18 protein-coding genes and 1 tRNA gene are annotated in these 19,832 nt (G+C 49.1%); 7 read left to right on the plus strand and 12 right to left on the minus strand.

Going from position 1 to position 19,832, the window contains the following annotated elements; all coding sequences use genetic code 11:
- Positions 1 to 125: 125 nt before the first annotated feature.
- The 3 genes from J4772_RS17380 to J4772_RS17390 all read right to left on the minus strand — a co-directional run bounded on the left by J4772_RS17380 (position 126) and on the right by J4772_RS17390 (position 4,939).
- Entirely contained in the window at positions 126 to 389 is a 264-nt protein-coding gene (locus J4772_RS17380) for a pentapeptide repeat-containing protein (RefSeq protein WP_209076378.1), read from the minus strand.
- Complete coding sequence (locus J4772_RS17385) at positions 386 to 3,424, minus strand: efflux RND transporter permease subunit (protein WP_247741127.1); 3,039 nt, start codon at positions 3,422 to 3,424, stop codon at positions 386 to 388. The genes J4772_RS17380 and J4772_RS17385 overlap by 4 nt, the downstream gene beginning before the upstream one ends.
- Positions 3,425 to 3,766: 342 nt before the next feature.
- Positions 3,767 to 4,939 (minus strand): MFS transporter, encoded by a 1,173-nt coding sequence (locus tag J4772_RS17390; protein WP_116059375.1) that lies wholly within the window; start codon positions 4,937 to 4,939, stop codon positions 3,767 to 3,769.
- A gap of 241 nt (positions 4,940 to 5,180) precedes the next feature.
- Between J4772_RS17390 and J4772_RS17395 the strand changes: the two genes are divergently transcribed.
- Complete coding sequence (locus tag J4772_RS17395) at positions 5,181 to 6,653, plus strand: aminotransferase class I/II-fold pyridoxal phosphate-dependent enzyme (RefSeq protein WP_116059374.1); 1,473 nt, start codon at positions 5,181 to 5,183, stop codon at positions 6,651 to 6,653.
- Between the two features lie 204 nt (positions 6,654 to 6,857).
- Positions 6,858 to 7,277 carry a DUF1885 family protein gene (locus J4772_RS17400; RefSeq protein ID WP_116059373.1) on the plus strand — a complete coding sequence of 140 codons (420 nt, stop codon included), beginning with the start codon at positions 6,858 to 6,860 and terminating at the stop codon, positions 7,275 to 7,277.
- 62 nt (positions 7,278 to 7,339) lie between these two features.
- Here J4772_RS17400 and J4772_RS17405 read toward each other — a convergent pair whose 3' ends face one another.
- From J4772_RS17405 to J4772_RS17415, 3 genes are all read right to left on the minus strand, one after another.
- Positions 7,340 to 7,636: a DUF1292 domain-containing protein gene (locus J4772_RS17405; RefSeq protein WP_116059372.1), complete on the minus strand. Its 297-nt coding sequence runs from the start codon at positions 7,634 to 7,636 to the stop codon at positions 7,340 to 7,342.
- Positions 7,637 to 7,756: 120 nt separating this feature from the next.
- On the minus strand, positions 7,757 to 8,344 hold the full coding sequence (locus J4772_RS17410) for a copper amine oxidase (protein ID WP_209076381.1): 588 nt from the start codon (positions 8,342 to 8,344) through the stop codon (positions 7,757 to 7,759).
- A 173-nt stretch (positions 8,345 to 8,517) separates the two neighbouring features.
- Positions 8,518 to 8,718, minus strand: a complete 201-nt coding sequence (locus J4772_RS17415) for a hypothetical protein (protein ID WP_116059370.1) — start codon at positions 8,716 to 8,718, stop codon at positions 8,518 to 8,520.
- 187 nt (positions 8,719 to 8,905) lie between these two features.
- On the opposite strand from J4772_RS17415, the gene J4772_RS17420 reads away from it, so the two are divergent.
- Together J4772_RS17420 and J4772_RS17425 are read left to right on the plus strand one after the other, a co-directional pair.
- Positions 8,906 to 9,661 (plus strand): MBL fold metallo-hydrolase, encoded by a 756-nt coding sequence (locus J4772_RS17420; RefSeq protein ID WP_247741128.1) that lies wholly within the window; start codon positions 8,906 to 8,908, stop codon positions 9,659 to 9,661.
- A 380-nt stretch (positions 9,662 to 10,041) separates the two neighbouring features.
- Positions 10,042 to 10,117 (plus strand) — tRNA-Val (locus J4772_RS17425).
- 1,388 nt (positions 10,118 to 11,505) lie between these two features.
- On the opposite strand, the gene J4772_RS37575 is transcribed toward J4772_RS17425, so the two are convergent.
- Genes J4772_RS37575 through J4772_RS17435 form a run of 3 tightly spaced genes read right to left on the minus strand, consistent with a single transcriptional unit; the run spans position 11,506 to position 13,227 of the window.
- Positions 11,506 to 11,634, minus strand: coding sequence for a CD1375 family protein (locus J4772_RS37575; protein WP_371822870.1), 129 nt, complete (start codon positions 11,632 to 11,634; stop codon positions 11,506 to 11,508).
- Positions 11,631 to 11,957 (minus strand): hypothetical protein, encoded by a 327-nt coding sequence (locus tag J4772_RS17430; protein ID WP_209076383.1) that lies wholly within the window; start codon positions 11,955 to 11,957, stop codon positions 11,631 to 11,633. Before J4772_RS17430 ends, J4772_RS37575 begins: the two co-directional genes overlap by 4 nt.
- 13 nt (positions 11,958 to 11,970) lie before the next feature.
- Positions 11,971 to 13,227, minus strand: coding sequence for a pyocin knob domain-containing protein (locus J4772_RS17435; protein ID WP_209076384.1), 1,257 nt, complete (start codon positions 13,225 to 13,227; stop codon positions 11,971 to 11,973).
- 1,399 nt (positions 13,228 to 14,626) lie between these two features.
- On the opposite strand from J4772_RS17435, the gene J4772_RS17440 reads away from it, so the two are divergent.
- Positions 14,627 to 15,499: an S-layer homology domain-containing protein gene (locus J4772_RS17440; RefSeq protein WP_181917488.1), complete on the plus strand. Its 873-nt coding sequence runs from the start codon at positions 14,627 to 14,629 to the stop codon at positions 15,497 to 15,499.
- A gap of 88 nt (positions 15,500 to 15,587) precedes the next feature.
- Here the strand turns inward: J4772_RS17440 and J4772_RS17445 are convergent, their stop codons facing one another.
- Positions 15,588 to 16,043, minus strand: coding sequence for a GNAT family N-acetyltransferase (locus tag J4772_RS17445; RefSeq protein WP_209076386.1), 456 nt, complete (start codon positions 16,041 to 16,043; stop codon positions 15,588 to 15,590).
- 502 nt (positions 16,044 to 16,545) lie between these two features.
- On the opposite strand from J4772_RS17445, the gene J4772_RS17450 reads away from it, so the two are divergent.
- Both J4772_RS17450 and J4772_RS17455 read left to right on the plus strand, forming a co-directional pair.
- On the plus strand, positions 16,546 to 17,229 hold the full coding sequence (locus J4772_RS17450) for a hypothetical protein (RefSeq protein WP_209076388.1): 684 nt from the start codon (positions 16,546 to 16,548) through the stop codon (positions 17,227 to 17,229).
- Positions 17,230 to 17,494: 265 nt separating this feature from the next.
- Entirely contained in the window at positions 17,495 to 17,698 is a 204-nt protein-coding gene (locus tag J4772_RS17455) for a DUF6199 family natural product biosynthesis protein (protein WP_209076390.1), read from the plus strand.
- A 274-nt stretch (positions 17,699 to 17,972) separates the two neighbouring features.
- Here the strand turns inward: J4772_RS17455 and J4772_RS17460 are convergent, their stop codons facing one another.
- Both J4772_RS17460 and J4772_RS17465 read right to left on the minus strand, forming a co-directional pair.
- Entirely contained in the window at positions 17,973 to 18,785 is an 813-nt protein-coding gene (locus J4772_RS17460) for a tetratricopeptide repeat protein (protein WP_209076392.1), read from the minus strand.
- 780 nt (positions 18,786 to 19,565) lie between these two features.
- Positions 19,566 to 19,832, minus strand: coding sequence for a hypothetical protein (locus J4772_RS17465; RefSeq protein WP_116059358.1), 267 nt, complete (start codon positions 19,830 to 19,832; stop codon positions 19,566 to 19,568).

Consider the following 19,832-nt stretch of genomic DNA (forward strand, 5'->3'; position numbering starts at 1 on the left):
AAGTTGCTCTGAAAGATAATCGATAACAAAGATGAAAGGTGTATATACCTTTCTTTGTCTGTCGATTATTTCAAGTCAACTGCTTATGGGGCAGCCCCCCTTACTTATGGACGCCATTGCCTCTTCTACATCCGTTTCAACAACTCCGTGACCAAGACGCCGTTGATCTTAAAGCCGGCCAGTTCGCAATCGGTGATTTCGACGTCGGACAAGTCGCAACTCGCGAGCTTCGCTCCGGCCAGCGTCGCATTCGAGATTTGCGCTCCGCTCAAGTTCACGTGCTTGAGGATTGCCTTCGCCATGCTTACCTCTTCCAATACAAGACCATCGGCCCTGACCACCTGTAGCTTGGAGTCGGAAATATCCGTATATTGCAAGTTCATGCTCATACGGTTCCCTCCCGAGCCGAATGCGCCGCCGCTTCGCTTACCGCCGCTGCGGCAATTTTGCGCTGACGAGCCGACTTGCGGAAATAGAGCAGTTCATACACACAAGGTACGATGACGAGCGTGAGCAGTGTCGCGACGACGAGTCCGCCAATTACGACGATAGCCAAGCTCTGGGAGACGATGCTGCCGCTCTCCGACGAGCCGAACACGAGCGGGAGCATCGCGCCGACGGTCGCGATCGCCGTCATCAGAATCGGACGCATACGTGTACCGGCCGCTTCAAGCAGCGCTTCGCGAATCGTCATGCGCTCTTCGTTATGCTTCACCCGGTCGATCAGAACGATCGCGTTCGTGACGACGATGCCGATCAGCATGACGACGCCGAAGATTGCGGTGAAGTCCGGCGTTACCCCCGTCACGATCAGCCCCAGCACAGCCCCGATCGGCACGAAGAAGATCGAGCTGATGATAGCTAGCGGCGCTTTAAGCGTCTTGAACGTAAACACCATGATCAGATAGACGACTCCGATTGAAACGATCATCATCATGAACAGGCTCATTATGTCGGCCGATTGGTCCGCCGAAGCTCCGCCTACGTTCAGCTTGACGCCTTCCGGAGGCGAGATTTCCTTCAGCTGCTTGTCGATCTCCGTTCCGACCTTGGACAGTTGGGACGGCTCGACCGAGGCCGATACGCGAACATAGCTGCTGCCGTCCTTGTGGTAGAACATCGTCGCCTGCTCCGACTTCTCCCATTTGGCCACGGCGGATACCGGCTTCGGACCTTCGTCGGTCATTACGGTCAGAGCCGAAAGCTCGCTCTCGGACTGCGGCTTTAGCGCCGGCTCGATCCGCACGGGAATCGTCTGTCCGTCCACGACGATGGAGCCGACCGGAACTGGGTTCAGCATCCCTTGGAGCTGAGCGGCGATTTCACCCGCCTTGGCCGCAGCCGGGTTGACCTCCAGCGTATAGATCGTTTTCTTCTCTTGCTGATTGCTCTCGACTTTGAGCACGTCCTTGATCGGCGCGATCTTGGCCATGACCTCCTCGGCCGTCTTGCCGATGTCTTCGAGATTGCCGCCCGTAACGTCGATAATGACTTCCGTGGAGCTGCCGCTGGACATGAAGTCGCCCGTCGATACGTTCAGTTCCGCTTCCGGATATCCGCCGGCCTGCGCTTTCACTTCCTCCATCGTTTTTTCCGCATCCGCACCCTTTTTCATTTTCAGCATGTAAGTAACAAGGGTTGGAGAGCTGACAGAGCCGTACTTGGCCGATTCGGAGCTATTGCCGTTTACCATCATAACCAGCGACACATCTTCTCGTCCCAGCAAATAGGTTTCCAGCTTAAAGCCGTTTTCCAGCACTTGCTCGGCCGGAGTGCCCGGCTTGTATTGCAGGCTTACGTTGACGTTTTCCGCGTTCGAGGAATCGATCGCTCCCTTCGGCATCGTCATGTAGGTGGCGATAGAAGCGACCAGCAGAACGACCGCGCCGAGAATCGGCAGCCACTTGCGCTTCAGATTCCATTCCAACAGACGTACGAACCGTTTTGAAGGCTGGTGCTCCTTAATGTTGGAGTTCCGCAGCACGCCGGCGCTCATGAGCGGAATTACCGTCAAAGCGACGATCAGCGAGGACAGCAGCGAATAAGTCATCGTTAACGCGAACGGCAGCAGGAAAGACTGCAGGCTGCCTCGCAGCAAGCTCATCGGCAGGAATACCGCGATTGTCGTCAGCGTAGAGGCGGTAATTGCACGCGCCACCTCTGCGGTCGCATCGATGACCAGCTCTTTGGAGAACTTCTCTTTCTGAAGCCTGCGGAAAATGTTCTCGATGACAACGATGCTGTCGTCCACCAGCCGTCCGACCGCAACCGCGACACCGCCCAGCGTTAAAATGTTCAGCGTAATCCCGGACAGATCAAGCAGGTACAACGTCATCGCCAGCGATAGCGGGATCGAGACGATTGTGACAAGCGTAGCGCGAATGTTGCGCATAAAAATAAGAATAACAATTGTGGCGAACAAGGCGCCAAGCAGCACCTCTCTCATCATGCTGTTGACCGAGTGCACGACCTGCTCCGAGGTGCTTATAGCGACTTTCAGTTCGACCGCCGCGTTTTCCTCGTTATATTTGTCGATAATTTTCTCGACTTCCTTGCCGACGCTGACCGCATTGGAATTCGCTCCTTTGGAGATGACGAACTCAATCGCGTCCTTGCCGTCTACACGAAACAGGCTTTCCTTCGAATCGTCCAGCTTGACATCCGCGACCTCGCTCAGCTTCACTCCGGGAACGACGGGAAGCTGCTTCAGCGTATCGATATCCTGCAGGTTGGCGACAACGTTCAGATTGACGATTTGGCCATCCAGGACGCTCTCTCCGACCGCGGACGAAGCGGTCCGTCCTTGCAGCACTCCGTATAGCGCTTGAAGCGGAACGCCTTTCTCCGCCAACTTCTCGGCATTGGGCTCGATGCTGACCGAAGGCTGAGGCTTGCCGGCGACCATCACGCTGCCCACGCCGTCAATCGCATTGAACTCGTCGCGAATGCGCTGCTCCAGCGACTCCTTCTCCGCGTCGCTAACGCCATCCGCAAATGTTAGCGTCACGAACGAGATCGGAATCATCGAAGTATTGAGCTGCACAACGTACGGCGAGGATACGTTGTCGGGCAGAGCGACTGTGTTCACGGCCTGCTCGACCTCCTGCTTCGCCTCCTTCATGTTCGTGCGCGAATCAAAGTTCAAATTCACTTGCGAGAAGCCGTCTCCCGACGTGGAGAACGTATTCGTCTTTCCTTTGATGCTGGCCAGCGCCTGTTCGATCGGGCCGGTAACCGTCCGGTCCATGGCGGAAGCATCGTAGCCCGGTCCGATGACCGATACGGTCACCTGCGGGTTGTCGGCCTCCGGCAAAAACTCCATCGGAAGCTTCGTATAGCTTAGTCCCCCCATCGCAAGCACCATAATGACGATAAGGATCATCGCCGCTTTGTTGCGAAATGCTCCGTTAATTAAACTTTTCAACTTTCCCGTTCCCCTTCCGCATCTGCGTCTTTTCATTGTTCAGCTTAACGGATAACGGTCCGGCGCGAGAATCGGCTGCAGACCGGACTTTCTCCTGGACTTGAGTCCGAGACGTCGTCAGCCTCCGGTCTCCCTTTTTCTCGTACGCTCTTTTCCGTCAAGCCGTATTCCGTCCTTGATTGCATTGTAGGGCGTTTGAATAATCCGCACAGGTGTATTGAGTCACTTTGGAGGGGAACGTTCGGGTGACGAAAGTCATTTTCAGCGGAAAATAGAAAAAGACCGTTCCCGGCAAGTAAGCTTGGAGCTCGCTTGTGGGAACGGCCTTGATGGGTCTTGCGATCAGGCGTGCGCTTTCTGGCGGTCTCTGCTGCGGAACTGAGCCAGCAGCCCGAGAGCGGCGATCGAGAGAATACCGGATACGACGAACGGCAGCCAATCTGCCGCCCAGATCAAAACCGCCCCGAGCAAGGGTCCGACAATCCGTCCCAGGCTGTCCATGGAAGAACTGAGACCGGAAGCGATGCCTTGTTCGACCGTCGTTTTCTGCGTGATGAGCGACATCACGCACGGCTTGATCAACGAGTTCCCGATGCCGAACACGCACAGGTACACAATCACCATCGTCCAATTGGGCGCCGTGGGCAGCAGGAAAAATCCGGTTGCGGATATGACCAGTCCGAGCGCGATATAGCGGCCTTCCTGGCCGACTTTCACGCGTCTGCGCACGACGCCGCCCTGAACGGCCGCTCCCGCCAAGCCGCAGAACACGAACGCCGTGCCGACCTGCGGCGGGGTCACTCCGAACTTCTCCATTCCGATCAACTGCAGAGTCGCTTCCAGAATCGCGAGCGAGAACGTGACGAAGAAAGCCAGCACATACAAAAACTTAAGCGCCCCCTGGAACGCGGTCCAGCGCGATACCCGCTTGCTCCTGACGCGGGAAGCGCGTTTCTCCGGCGGCAGCGACTCGGTCAAGCTGAACCAGGCGGCAACGAAGACGATCAAGGAAAGCGCCGCCGCCGCATAGAACGGCGTGTGCAGCGTGATCTTGCTCAGCCAGCCCCCGAACCCAGGGCCAAACGTAAAGCCAAGTCCGATGCTCATGCCGACGACCGCCATCCCCTTCGTCCGCTCCTCCTCTGTCGTAATGTCTGCAACGTAGGCGACGATACAGGATACGACCGCGCCGGAGAACAGTCCTCCGAGCACCCGGGACGCATACATCAGCCATAGGTTGTCGCCGGACATGCCGAGCAGCAGGAAGCTGACCGCAAAGCCGAACACTCCGGTCATAATAACAGGACGTCTGCCGACTCGCTCAGACAAACCGCCCCAGAGCGGGCTAAGCACGAAGGACATTAAGGAATAAATGGCAAGCATCCCGCCCGTATGCCAGTTTGCAGACTCTTTACTCGCTTCCGTCACGAGCTGGGGCAGCACCGGAATAATGATGCCGAACCCGACAAAAATCGTAAAGAGCATCAGCCCTACGACCGCTAGTTTGCTTTTCACGCGCGTTTTCTCTCCTCTTGTTGAACGATAAATAGCATAACGTGCCGAACTCTATCTTCTAATGATGGTAGCACATAAATCCTCGCAGTTCCAAATCGCAGACGTTGACGTTTTGGTGACAACTTTCGCAATCTGTAAGCAATAGTTGATTTCCCCCCCATTTTTGTTATACTCATGCTTGTTTGAACAAAAAGCTACGTCTATTCCTTCGGCAAGTCACGAGAAAGGCAGGGAACCCCTATTGGATCATAATCGCACTCCATTATTCGACGCGTTGCGTTCCCATGCGAGGCAAAATCCGGTGCAATTCCATATTCCCGGGCATAAGAAAGGCGCGGGCATGGATCCCGAATATCGCGAATATATCGGACAAAACATACTTAATATCGACTTGATCAATATCGCTCCACTAGATGATCTGCACCAGCCCACGGGGGTTATTCTGGAAGCGCAGAGACTGGCCGCCGATGCTTTCGGCGCGGACATGACTTTCTTCTCCGTGCAAGGAACGAGCACGGCCATCATGACGATGATTTTATCGGTATGCGGCACAGGGGACAAAATCATCGTCCCTCGCAACGTGCACAAATCCGTTCTGTCGGCGATCATCTTTGCCGGCGCGCGGCCGGTATTCCTGTCTCCTGTTCGGGACACGAACCTCGGTATCGATCACGGCATCACGACGCGCTCGGTTCGACGCGCATTGGAACGTCATCCCGACGCCGCCGCGCTGCTGGTCATTAACCCCACCTATTACGGGGTATGCGCCAATCTGAAGGAGATTGTCGACCTAACTCACGAATACGACATCCCTGTGCTTGTCGACGAAGCGCACGGAGCGCTGATCCATTTCTCGGAGGAGCTTCCAATCTCCGCTATGCAGGCCGGAGCCGATATGTCGGCGACGAGCATTCATAAGCTGGGGGGGTCCATGACGCAAAGCTCGATTCTGAACGTGCGCAAAGGGCTTATCAACCCGCAGCGCGTGCAGACCATTCTCAGCTTGCTGACGACAACCTCGACGTCCTACCCGCTTCTGGCATCGCTGGATACGGCGCGCAGACAGCTGGCGATTCACGGCAAGGAACTGGCCGAGCGGACGCTGCGGCTTGCACAGCAAGCGCGAGAGCAGATCAACCAGATCGCCGGTCTGTACTGTTTCGGTGAAGAGCTGCTTGGCGAAGAAGCGACTTACGACCACGATCCGACGAAACTGGCGATCCATGTGCGACATCTCGGGATTACGGGCTACGATGCGGAAAACTGGCTTCGCGAGCACTACAAGCTCGAGGTCGAGCTCAGCGATATGTACAATATTTTGTGCCTGGCCACGCCGGGCGACGACGAATCCTCCATCGGCATTCTGATCGAAGCACTCAAAGGCTTGTCGGATGCCTATCATGCAGATTCGAAAGAAATTCCCGAAGTTGTCGTTGTCATTCCGGAAATTCCCCATCTCGCGTTGACACCGAGAGACGCCTTTTACGGGGAAACCGAGCTGGTTCCTTTCAAGGAGTCCGTCGGCTGCATCATCGCGGAGTTCATCTACGTCTACCCGCCCGGCATTCCGATTTTGCTGCCCGGCGAAGTCATCTCCCAGGAGAATATCGACTATATCATTAACCATCTGGAAGTCGGCCTGCCGGTCAAAGGACCAGAGGACCGTTCGGTTACGAATATCAAAGTTCTTAAGGAAGAAACCGCTATTTCGTAAAATGGTTCACAATTCGGCTTTGCTCTCCGACGCGGTATTCAGAAGAGCTGGATTCGGCTTAGAATCCTGCAATCAGCCCATTTTCTCGATATATCCGGCCCGCAGTCCGGCGCGATACGCGTCAGGCGGCGGGCTTCTTTGTCGTTCTGGAACCCGTTGCCAACAGAAGCGGGAAATGCTATCATGGGCGTGGGGGTGGAACCGATGAGTCAAAGCGCTTACATATCGCTAGTGCAAGGCTCGACCTTATCCGAAATCGATCTGGCCGGCGTTCAAGAGCAATTGCACCGTTACAAGGAACAAATGCAGCTAACAGGCAAGCAGTTGGGGTGGGATTACGCCGACTCGGCATTTCCTTACAGCATTGAGCAGAAGCCCGAAGCGGAAGGCCGCTGGTTTTACTTGAAAGGCAAGTCCCCTCAGTACCGTTATATCGTCGTTGGCACGGGATTGCGCGAATCGGAAAATGAGCCCGTTCCCTACATCCACTTCGTATTACCGAACGATTCTACGCACGGAGACAAATCGAAAGCCAATGAACTGTGCAAATGGATCGGAAAACAGCTGCAAGCGGAAGTATGCATGTTCAATGGAAGAACAATCTACTATAATCCGAGAAAATAACATAAGGCTGACATCCCTTCGCTAGCGAAGAGGATGTCAGCCTTATTGCATAACAACGAACCTTAAGCCTGCCCGTTCTCTTGCGCGGCAAGCTCCTCATATGCTTTCATGACCGTTTCCCATTCCTCGTCGTCTTCGATGTTGACGAGAACTTCGTCTTCTCCGTCTTCTTCGACGCGGAAAATGACGCCGTCGTCCTCCGGATCGTTGCGATCCAACAACACCGCATACACGCGGTCATTCATTTCGAATGTGTACACAAGCACCATCTCGTGCTCGACGCCTTCCTCATCCGTTACGATAAAAACGGCTTCATCGTGGTCATGTTCGCAGTTCTCGTCATGGACATGATCGCTCATAGCGAGCCTCCATTCACTCGGTTGTTTTTTCCTACTCACGTATCGTATCACTTCCGCCCACAAGGGTCAAACCTTAAAAAAAGCCCGATCCGCCGAGGGATTGGGCTTCGTTCTATTGGTTCACTGAGAGTTGATTGTTTTCTCCGAAATGACCTTAAAGGAGGATTCTCCAGTTGGCTTAACCGAGAATCTCAGCGTATACGCTCCGGCCTTGTCAAAATTGTAAGAAATATCCTCGACTGTAATCCAGAAATCGGACTTGCCGTCTGCCGGGAAATTGGCGTCTCCGGATTTGCGCTGTTCAATTAACGTTTCATCCCCGTAAGGATCAGCGATAGTAAGCTTCAGAGCATTAATGTCCGGCTTAAGCGTATCCACCTGGATAAAAGTGTTGAACTTGAACTTGTCGCCCTTGTTGACGCCGGCAAAAATTTTCGGACCAGCGCTGGTCACCATATGAACGTTAGGCTTATAAATTATCGCCTTGCCGTCTTCCTTAACTACGATTGCCTGAAGCTTATCGGATACAACCTGAGAGGAAATGTAGACTTTGTTGTCTACGACGATTCCTCCATCCGCAACTTCCTCGGACTTCTTGTTATTAATCAATATCCTTAACTTCTGCGATACGGAATCCGCATATGCCACGCTGCCGCATAGCAGCGTTAACGTCGTAACCAGCACAATCAGTCTCCGAACTCTCATCATTCGTTTCCTCCGTCTTTTCGCCGTCTCGTATAGCTATTTGTACTTGGTTATACTAACGGTTGAGCGGAAAGTTGCGCAGGAAAGTTAAAATTAGATGAAAAGTTTATCATTTTTCACTTGATGGGCTGATGTCATATTGTGGCGATTAGTGCGCTTGCCCGGGAAATCGTATTTTATTGCCTGCCGGGCAGCGTCAGCACACATGGGACCCCTTTCCCCGATGCGCCGGGAACGCTCATCCGAGCCAAATAACGAAGGCCCCTACTGCAGGGAGTTTTGCACACGGCGCAGACATCGGAGGTTACGATTCTCATTTGCGCTCGTCGCTGCTGCTCCGCCGCTGCCGATTTTTTCTTCTTATTCACTTTGCCCATCGGCGATCTTCCTTTCACATACCCCTGGAAATAACAAACGTTTCCATAGACTATGCGGGCAATGCCTATGCCGTCACTGAATCGCCATGTTTTTTGGCTTGCCTTCTTACTTAGCTAGGTAAATTATGGTACATTGAATAAAGCTAAAGTTCACATATGCAATTCCCCTTTCTTAGGAGGTACCGAGTTGAAAATTACTATGCTTGGAACCGGCAGCGCTTTTGCTAAAGCCTTCAACAACAATAACGCGATTATCGAGACGGAAGGCCGCCTTCTGCTCGTAGATTGCGGAATAACGGCGCCCAAAGCTCTCCATGAGCTTGGATACGGCTTTAACGACTTGCACGCGGTTCTGATTACCCATATTCACGCCGATCATATCGGCGGATTGGAAGAGTTCGCTTTTCAAATGAAATTCGTTTACGGCCGCAAGCCGATCCTTTATATTGCCGATACGCTGGTTCAACCGATCTGGGAGCACTCTCTTCGAGGAGGTCTGCAGCAGGACGAAGCGGAAACGCTTCACGACTTTTTTGATGTTCGCCCCCTCTCGATTGGTGCGCGTCACGAGCTTATGCCTGGTCTTAACGTCGAGCTCGTGCCGACTCGTCATATTCCGAATAAGCCGAATTTTTCCATGTTGTTTAACGGCTTTTTCTTCTATTCCGGCGACACCGTATTCGACCCCGACCTGTTGGCCGGGCTCGTTCGCGACCGCAATGTAAAAGTGATATTCCACGACTGTCAGCTGCACCCACCCGGCGTCGTTCATGCCTGTTTGCCGCAGCTCCTGACGCTACCTGCGGAATTGCAGGAACGGATCTACTTGATGCACTACGGAGACGATCAACCCAACTTCATCGGTCGTACCGGAGCAATGACATTCATCGAACAGCAAATCGCCTACGAGGTCGAACAGCTTACCCCTGGCGGTAATTCATGATATGATAACAGGAACACCGCTCAAGGAAAGGAAGAAGCTTGTTGACTACCACCTTTATCGTCTCCGGCGTCATAGCCGTCCTGCTCATCTGGATGGTGCTGTGGGTGACCAAGAAAGCCTACTCCCGTAAATGGGAGGAATAAAACAAACGGAGGTGTCTTGGAGCGAATAGCCGCTTTAGGATACCTCCGTTTTTGTGCTGGCATTTTGTGCAACTTCTTCGGTATCCCGCTCGCTCAGTTTGCTCATGATGGCTGCTCGAAGCTTTCGGGTGCGTGCATTAAGCTTATCGTAAATTTCGCCAAACTTTTTTTGAAAATCTTGTTGACTTTAGATTCTGGGCTTGGTATTATATTACTTGTCGCCGCGAAACAAAACATGATCTGATAGCTCAGCTGGGAGAGCACCATCTTGACAGGGTGGGGGTCACAGGTTCGATCCCTGTTCAGATCACCATACTTAAACGACCGAGAGCCTTAGAGTGATAAGGGCTCTCTTATTTTTTGTCTGTGGGTATTCCCATATTAGGGCCCCCTAGAAAATTGCTCTTGCCGCAAAATTAATTAATTAATTAATTAATTAATTAATTAATTATACACTCTAATATAGCGACAACCCTCCTTAATTTCATAATCTGGCTTGCAAACTCGTCCTCAACTTCTTTTCTGGCTTCTCTATTATCGGTATGATGATCACTCCTTGGATGGTTTGAGAATACTATCGACCGTTTTGGCAAGATGCTTACCGATCTCCGCCCGCATGACCTCCCGAGTCATCCCAAATTTATCCTCATATCCTCGACAGGTATAGCGAGTGAAAACGATGTCGTCCTGCATCTCGTCGAAAAGGATCTTGATATTTCATTTCTTTAACTCTTGACGTGCACCGAAGGATTCAAGGCTAACAATATCCAACAGCACCACATAAAACGGGCCATCACATTGCACATGGATATTTGAGATCTGCTTATCTAGTCGATCGATTTGAAGCATCATCATCAATTGAGGCAGCATAACAGAGTCCCTAATCAAGCGGAGTTCCTCAACCGTTGCTTTTCCCTCAATCGTTCGGTTTCGTTAGTCGTATTGTTTCATGTTCATCAGTCATCAGCATTTTTCCACCCCACCTGTTATTGCCATCTAATTTGGCACTTATGATGCCACCCTATCTCCCCGGTTTGGAAAGGCTGGAAACCGGAGCAGTTGAGTTCGAGCGCGTTATGGAGCGGTTCATGTTGCGGAGGCCGCTCGCTGTTCGTCAAGCGGCCGTTAAGAAACCTGTTTTATTTTACGCGTTCGATAATCTGCAATACTGCGGACGAGATTTACGGGCGCTGCCGCTGACTTAACGCAAGAAGATACTTGCGAAGGTTCTGCGGCCGAATCCGTATTGTAGCGTCGTCATGAGCGTTGAGGGGACAGGGACTGAGCTACTACGCAGTCAAGGAGCGAGGTATGGAGGCTATCGTTGCTAAGCTTATTACGTGTCGGTATATCGGACAGTGAAGCGCTAGTTGGCAGGAAGATAATCAACCATACGTACGCGACCGTTTAAATCGCAGACTACCGCAAAATCAATTCGGATGGTTAGTGAAGCATAACGGGCGATCGGTCAGAATAATAGAACTCGCGGTGCCAATGGAGTATAAGCAGGCTTTTTACGGACTGGTGGATAGGCTAAAGGTGAGAGAGGATCGAGATTACGTTTACGTGGAGCCGCGGATTAACGCGAAGGTACGATTCCGGAATTGGACAAGAGCGGGGATGCTGAGGAGTCCGGAGTTTGTGAAGTTTGTGGAGTTTGTAGTGTAAAATCCCGAGAACCTAAGCCCCCGGGCTGATCGTTTAAGATGTGGAGCTTTGCGTATCAACGTCTATCATCGTTTGAACATCAGAGCGCCAGCGGATTGGAACGTCGTCGATAGTCCTTAATCCAGCTTTGATCAGGTCATAGTAGATTTTCGCCAAGTTCATGCACCTCCGTTTAATTTAAGCCAGTTCGGCCAGCGCGAATTGTACGTCTGCTGTGCTTCAGCCAGTTCTGCCAACGCTAGCTTAAGCTCAAGGTTTTCGGTTTCGAGTTGCGCGATTCGGTCAGGCGGATCGGGTGGCAATGCAACAAGCTGATACTCCCCCACCGCGATCCGTTGCGCGTAATGTCCTTGTGGTATATCTAGTAGTATTTCTGGAACCTCGTCCAATAGGTCGTACTCCGTACCAAGAGCCTTCATTTCATCCAAGTCAGGAGATTCATGGTAGCCGACAACAAAATTACCGCTGTAGATTATAGCAATCACTTTTCGCCCTCCTCTAGAGCAAGTCATATTTAATTTCTAAGTTTTTCATATAAGACTGAGTGCCAGAAAATAAAAAATAGACTGGCACACCCTCGAACACGACTATTGATTTTGTAAACGTTCCGTAAGTTGTGGCAGTGGTATTTGCTATACTTATGGCGAAATAACCCGAAGGGGGATTAATAACTGTCCCTACCGGTGTTCTCCAATCAAGCCCAGTGATATCACTCATCTGGTACATATCATTACTGCTTAGTTGTCTTCGTCCAGTATAGACATAAAGTAAAGCGCTCTGTCCAGGTCCTCCACCTCTTATTTCTCCCGATATTACTATTTCCCCTGGTGATTTTGGAAGAAATTTACCAACTACTAGATATTGCGAGCCGTTTACGAACCTTTCTGTCGCAAACGACTCTCTAAGGGTATTTGAAGCTACTGATACGCCGCCGCTCACAGATTTCCACACCCCTCCGTCAAAAAATTCAAGTTGCCCGGCATTAATTCGCATCATGTTAGTGTTCCAGTACTTAGTCCACGGCGTCCAAACACCGTTATATCGCGTTCTCATATACATTCCGTCGGCTGGTATCAATCCTTGGTCGTAAGGTAACGCAAATTGAGTTATCGAACTTGATCCGTTTTTTGCTCCGAACTCAAAGTTGAATGGCGTGTAATATACAGCTGCCCCCGGACCATTTGCAGCAGCACCAGACAGTAATGTGTAGCCCGTTCCTGGACGAATATTAGTAACGTCGTTCCAATCAAGCACTCCCCCTGTCGTAATTGCCCCAAATTTGTTATCGACCGTGTCCAAGCGCGCTATGTCATCGCTTGCTGCAGGCGCGGATATCTTCGCCCGACCGGTTGCGTCCCGAATGATAAGCCGGCTGGCCGTTGCTGCCGATGTCGCGCCATGGACGTTGGTCGCGGCTGCGTGTGTGCTCAGCGATCCCGACGCACCCGCAGCCGCATCCATCGCATCCTTGACCGCTTTCGGAGTCGCGGCCCGATCCTCTGCGGTGCTGTTGGTCGCGCTGCTGAGCTGCACCTTACCTCTCATTGTCAGCGTAGCATCGGGAATATCGGCATTTTCAAGTGCTTCGAATAATTCCGTGATTGCCCCCGCTGCGTCCTTTGTCGCCGTTGGAACCGCCGATAGATCGCCCAAAGCCGAATCGATCATATCCATATTGTCGTTAATAACGGATATGTCCGCTGTTTCGCTCGCTAGTGGTTTCTTTAGACCGATATGCTGCGTCATTTCAGGCATTCGCTTCAACTCCTTTTCTGCATTAATTGTCCTTTCAACTATTGGTGGCAATCGTACGACAAACAAAAAAGCCCGGAGAGCCTAAGCCCCCGGGCTGATTGATTATGGTTTCTCCACTTCGTATTCGTCCACATCGAACGTCATGATCTTATCGAAGATCACGTACTCGGTCCGGGTCTTGAAGGGACCTTTGTTCCAGGTCTTTGTGAGTGCATACTTGGCCGGGCCATTTCCGGCGTCCTTTAGGAATGTGCTCAGTTCGACTGCGGATAAGTCGTACTCCTTGACTGGCCGCCGGAGATGGAAATCGTCAAGAGTGCACTACCATGTGTCGGTTCTGAATTGTTGCTAGTACAATTAATTACGTGGTTTATTCAACCATTGTTACAGGAATTCACGAGTCTGCCATGCTGGGAAGTACCATTTTCCGCCTATATTCCTTTTTGGAAAGCGCGGGTTGGCTAACACGATCAGTGTGCAGAATAGGACTCTCCGACGAGGGTTCTATTTTCCTTTAGTTTATACTATCCTACTACTTCATGCACATTTGTGGAGTAAATCGGTTGATCACCGTACCAGGTCTCTCGTCCGGTATCGCCCTTAGACGAGAAATAAATTAATAAGATAAATATTTGCCGGCAAATGATATACTATTCCTATCTTTCTAGAGGAGCTATAAAATTGGCAAAGCCTTATTCTGAGGATGGTACAGGGAAGTAGCTGAGCTGCACGAAAAGCGGGATATCAAAGGACAAAAGAGATGGTCGAATCTAATAAATTCTATATTCTCTCATGGCGCCATACATAAAGCATTCTGGACTCAGATTGATTAAATCGTAACTATTTTAGAACTATGAGTGTTCCAATGGAAAGTATGAGGATTTGTGCGAGCTTTATCCAGGGGAGTTATGAGGAACGCTACGTATGGGATCAAGGTTATTATGGGCAAGACGATAACGGGAGAGATTTACGATTGCCCGAAGAAGCTCGACCCGTTATTAGAGAATTCAATGGCTCATTTGTAATCTTACCCTCTTCACCCATTTGGTTTATTTCTTGATCAAATTTAGTCAAGTTCAATCTAGTCGTATCGAAATATCCTCTTCCTACCTTTTCTATGAAAAATTCCAACGATTTATATTCCCATTTTGCCATAGTGTACCCATCCTCTTTCCTTTGTCTTAAATTCGCTTACTTATTTCGACAAAAGGAAGGAATCTCCTTCAATACTAGTGAGCCACCTTCGGGCAATGATAAAGTATTCGGGTACTGATTAAATCTGTTTTACCTGTCTCGTGAAAAAACTCCCCCAATCCAACAAAACGAATGCAACCTTTTCCAATGAATCGCCGTCTACAATACCAACTACACGATATTCTAAAAAAGTGGGGGAATGAAAATGAAATCGCGAATCGGTAAATCCATTATTTTACTCGCATTGATCGCTGTCGTTAGCATGGCCATCGGAGGATCGGTATTCGCTGGTCAAGGAAACTCCAAGGCAACCAACAAAAAAGAAATCACAACAGCGCAGGCAGTCAGCGCCATCGTTAAGGGACTCGGGTTGAATATCGATCATATTCGCTTCATCAAAGAGCCTAAAGCAAGCGATTTTTATTCGAAAGTTCAAGACAATGCGCCATATGCGGGTGATTTTATCGTTGCTAACTTCAACGGCCTGGATCTTCCGAAAGACATCAATCCTTCTGCCAAGGTCACCCGCGAGCAATTTGCCAAATGGCTCTATGGAGCTCTCAGCCAAAAAGGGGAATACGCCTGGATCGAAATCTTCCTGGAGATCTCCGATGCCAAGCATATTACGAACGGATACATGGACAGCATCCAAAAGCTGCTGATCGCCAACATCTTTACTTTGGACAGCAAACAGCGCTTCCATCCTAAGAACGGCGTCACACAAGCGCAAGCCGATGTCGTCATCGCCAGAACTGTTAAGTTTATCCGTGAAAACGCGCCTATCGAGGAGCCTAAGCCATCTATTCTAAGCAATGCTTCCCTCTCCACTGAAAAGATTACGGATGATGTGCTCAAAGTCACCGTTACAGCCACTGTACCGCATTCCGGCTATGGTATGGAGATCACGGGCATTTCCTTCGAAAAAGGCGAGGCGATCATCCACTTGCGCGCAGTTCTTCCCGATCCCGATAAAATGTATCCACAAGCTCTCAGAGACGTATCCGTCTCCACCTATATATCGGCGAAGCTGACTCCTGTATTGGGGGATGAACAGCCTGCCGCTCCATTCCCGGGCTAATCGCATATGCAAATAAGGCCGTCGGTTCTCCGGCGCCCTTTTGACTTGTTATTTTTCCAATAAGAGGTTCGAGTTGCCCTCCAATCCACTACAGCTGCAGCTCCATCGGATCGTTACACAGCACATATCCGTTTCTGGAATAGAACTCTCTCGCTTCTTCGCTCGGCCAGACGATAATAAACTCATATTTGTTCGCCTTCGCCCACTCTCTAATCGTTTGCAGCATCTGACTGCCAATTCCTTGAGCTCTGTAGTCCGGATCGGTATAGACGTTGGTCATGTAGGCGAACGGATAAGTGACTCTTCCTGGCCTCGGCACCTTATCGATTAACTGAATGTAGGCATGAGAGGCAATAATGCCGTTTAATTCTGCAACCCAAATATGCCAACGCTCTCCACTCATAGCCTGCTCTAGGAATGCCCGACACTCAGTAGCGAAAAGATCGAAATCATCTCGAACATGAGGCTGATGCTCTATCGTAAATTCCCAGCGCATTAAGATTAACGAATCAATATCTTTCTCAGCAGCCTCACGGATAATCATCTCAATCCCCCCAATGCATCTATCCCTCTATACTATCGAATACGATCTCAGAAAACAAAAATTTTTTACGCGCGGATTCGGTCTTTTATTCTCTGGAAACAGATCCCCCTAGCATATTCGCAAACGATTGAGGCTGTTGTAAAATGGTGTCAACTATAATCGAGACGAGGCGGAGAAATGGTTGCGTATTTAAATGGAGTTGCTTTTATCGTTTTCGTTGGCGCCGCAATTTGGGGAGTTAAGAAGTTACTAGTTTCTTTGATGCTCATTGTGGCTTCTGAAAGGCGACTTTCCCCGTCATTTTCCACAGATCGCCAAAATAGGATAATTGATTTATAATAGGATAGGACATTAGAACTGAAACTAATAAACAAACGGAGGTATCCATCGCATTATAATAAAGTATTTACTGGGGATGGTCAGAGGAAAAAGGTTATACAAGTTTATAGAATCTACAAAAGAGATCTACATGAACAAAGTTTCCTAAATTTCAGGAGGTAACATGAAACGAATATTAATGTTCGCTTTTATTTCTTTACTCATTGTTTTAGCCGGCTGTAATACAAATAATTCGACTGGCACGGTTCAAACTGAGGAGCTCAGCAGCCTCAAGGATCAGATAAACCAACTTACTGCAGAAAACAAACAATTAAAAGAACAACTTGAATCCTTGAATGGCCAAAGTTCCCCTGAGAGCGAATCGCCCTCCGAACCCGAACCAGCACCCGAATCAACTGCAAAAGAAAAAAATACTATTGAACTGAAAAAGTCATTTGAAGTTTCGGATTTTGCAGAAATCACCTTAACTAAAGCAAAATTCACATCAAAAGTTGTCCCACCTAAACCTCGTGATTACTATTCCTACTACGAAGTAAAAGATGCAGACAATATTTACTTAGAAACGGTCTTAAATGTAAAGAGTCTCTTAACGTCAGGAAAAAGCTCCGATGAGTTTGCATCAGTCACAGTAATCTATGATGAAAAATACAAGTATAATAGCTTTTCGACAATTGAGGAAAGTGGCGGGTCCGACTTTACCTATACCAATATCACAAGCATTGAGCCATTAAAAACAGGGATTCTCCATTTTATTTCCGAACTACCCAAAGAAGCGTCTAAAGATGATAAATCAATCAACGTTGTGATCTCAATAAATGGAGATGAATTCAATTATAAATTACGATAATTAAAAGGGACTCCCTTAAATACCTCCAGATGATGAGAAACCCAGGTCGTGGTTAAATGACTTGGGTTTTTCGCCATTATACTTTTAAAGGATCAGATAATACCATGCCTGCCCCGTCTAACAACACTTTTATCTATTTCATGTACTTACTGGCCCTAAATCGCTGTTGCCATTAAAGATCGTTAGCAGCTCCGATCATTCGCCCGCCCCTCTTCCGAAACATTCCCATACCCTTCACGTATTACATAAAAAGGAGATGATGAATATGGTTGTCTTCATTATTCTTTTTATCATTTTAGCAATACTTAATATCGTTTATCCATCCTTCGGTTGGTATATGCGCTATGGTTGGATGGTTAAAGGTGAATCAGAGCCAAGCGAAGCTTACTTGATCATGAGTAGAATTGGCGGAATTGTCGCACTCATTTTCCTGATCATTGTTTTATTTTCGGGTGCCTTCACACTGTAAAATAACCTCTTCTCCCAATTCCCCTAAACATTGTCACATTGTCAATACGAAACTCTTGGATAAACGAGCCCTTGATGTATTAGAGGCTCGTTTATCTAAGGGGATGGGAACCGAGGTCGCCTGATGTTAGTCATTTTGCAGAATCTTTATACACAAGAAACATAAAGTTTATACTGTGTTCTGTGATTGTACCACCCCCAGCTCTCGAAACACAATTATACGAAAAAAGGACATCCGCCGCCCATGAGAGCGATGAATGTCCGTTGATAGTTCGTTATTTATCGTTTTTTGATATGCGGGCAAGGTTGGTTTTTGCATATTCATTATCCGGGTTCAGTTCGACCGCTTTTTCAAATTCCATCTTTGCGTCGTTAAAATTTCCTCCCTCTTCTGCTATTAATCCTAGAACGTTATGTACTTCTGAGAGAGAGAGGTTATCTTTAGCGTTAACTAAAGCCGCTTGAGCGGTTTCCGCTGCCTCTTTCATGCGTTTTGCACCTAGATACGCTGAGGCAAGTACGTTTTGAACCTTCCCGTCGTTTGGTACATACTCGAGACTTTTCTTATAATACTTAATCGCTTCGTTTACATTCACTTCCTTTCCCTCACCAAACATGTACATGCTCCCGATGAAAGCCAAATTCTCGGCAACCGATTGCTTGATATCGCCGTCTCGGTGTAACATCCATTGATCTCCCTCACTAACCACTAATCGAATATAGTTTGAGGTAGTTTCCTTGTTGCTGACTAGATCCTTGATTTGTTCCACTACACTCAGTTCTACAACTCGGCGATATTTCTTCCCTTCAACCTCTCTGTTCTTCTCTTCTTTGATTTTTTCAACCTTGGACCCGCTTAAGGTTGTGAATTCTCTTAATGTATTCATGTAAGCGGAAAAATCCTCTTGGCTATTTCGTTGTTTATATGCTTCGGTGTGCATGTTATAGGCTTTAATAAAATCTCCGTCAATTACGGATTGATAGTATGCTGAGAGCACATTCGAAGGGTCATCCTTCGGTCCTGTATTACAAGCGCTTAGTAATAACGCCATAGTTAACCATAATCCAAAAAATTTCTTGATCCCCAACCCCATAACCTCCCACAATTTTACTATCAAGTATAACGTAAATTACGTCAAAAAGTAACAAAAAGACGCCTTCTCCCTAAGAGAAAACGTCGATTATTCCAGTCGATATGCAGTTTTGTGGGCTTACGCGAACCCCCTTTATCACAGCCGTTAATCCGCGAGCCTGTATATTCTCTTGCATGGTCCGAACCTTCATCGGCGTGTTATCGATGTTCACAAATAGGAAGTCATGATCCAAATAGCCGCGAATTTCAATGTATTTTTTAGGTGGCGCTCAAATGTTTTTGAAACGGGACACCCCCTTCCTTCCTCCCTTTCCCGCATACCTTGGTATGCGTTCCCGCCAGTTAACATTCGGAATCGTAATTCCTTGAATATTTCGATGAAATAGAGCCATCATTCCGGTCATGAGTGAGCCAGGTCTCCGGAGAAAATGAGCCACCCATCCGGTAGGGGGAGCCATGCCATAGTAAGCAAGTCAAGGTCGCGAAGCGTTCAGTTTAGCCTTGACCTGCGCCGCCAAACTCGTTACACTTGCAATCCTCCAGCAGGTACTGCTGGGGCTGCCGCACGGCGAGTGAAGGGGTGCAGGGGGCTTGCTCCCTGCGTTTCCCCTTTGGGGACGGAAGGGGATTTCTTTAACTGGCTCACTTCTTCCGGACAGGTGGCTCAAAAACGCCGGAGACGTGGCTCTCACTTACCGGAACGATGGCTCATTTTGCTCCGGATTATTCATTCCTTTAGCTTCGGAAATTCTTATCATAGTATCCTTCCTGATATTCATAAGCTGCCTCCATCATCATCCTTGAAATGAAAGTGCTCGTGATAAATCCCGTCCATACCGATCAACTTGCCATTCTTCTTGTTGTAGTAAGGGAACATCCGATTGACGGGCAGCTTGAGAAGTTGATAATTCATATCTTGCGGCAATGCATCCAGTTCTTCTACGGCCCTTTCACGTGAACTAAAGAGTCCTATCGGATAAAAGTTGGGAAAGCCCCCGCCACTTTCTGATACGAAGATCGCCCACACGCACTCCTCTATCAT

The organism is Cohnella sp. LGH, from assembly GCF_017671885.1.
Lineage (GTDB): Bacteria > Bacillota > Bacilli > Paenibacillales > Paenibacillaceae > Cohnella > Cohnella phaseoli.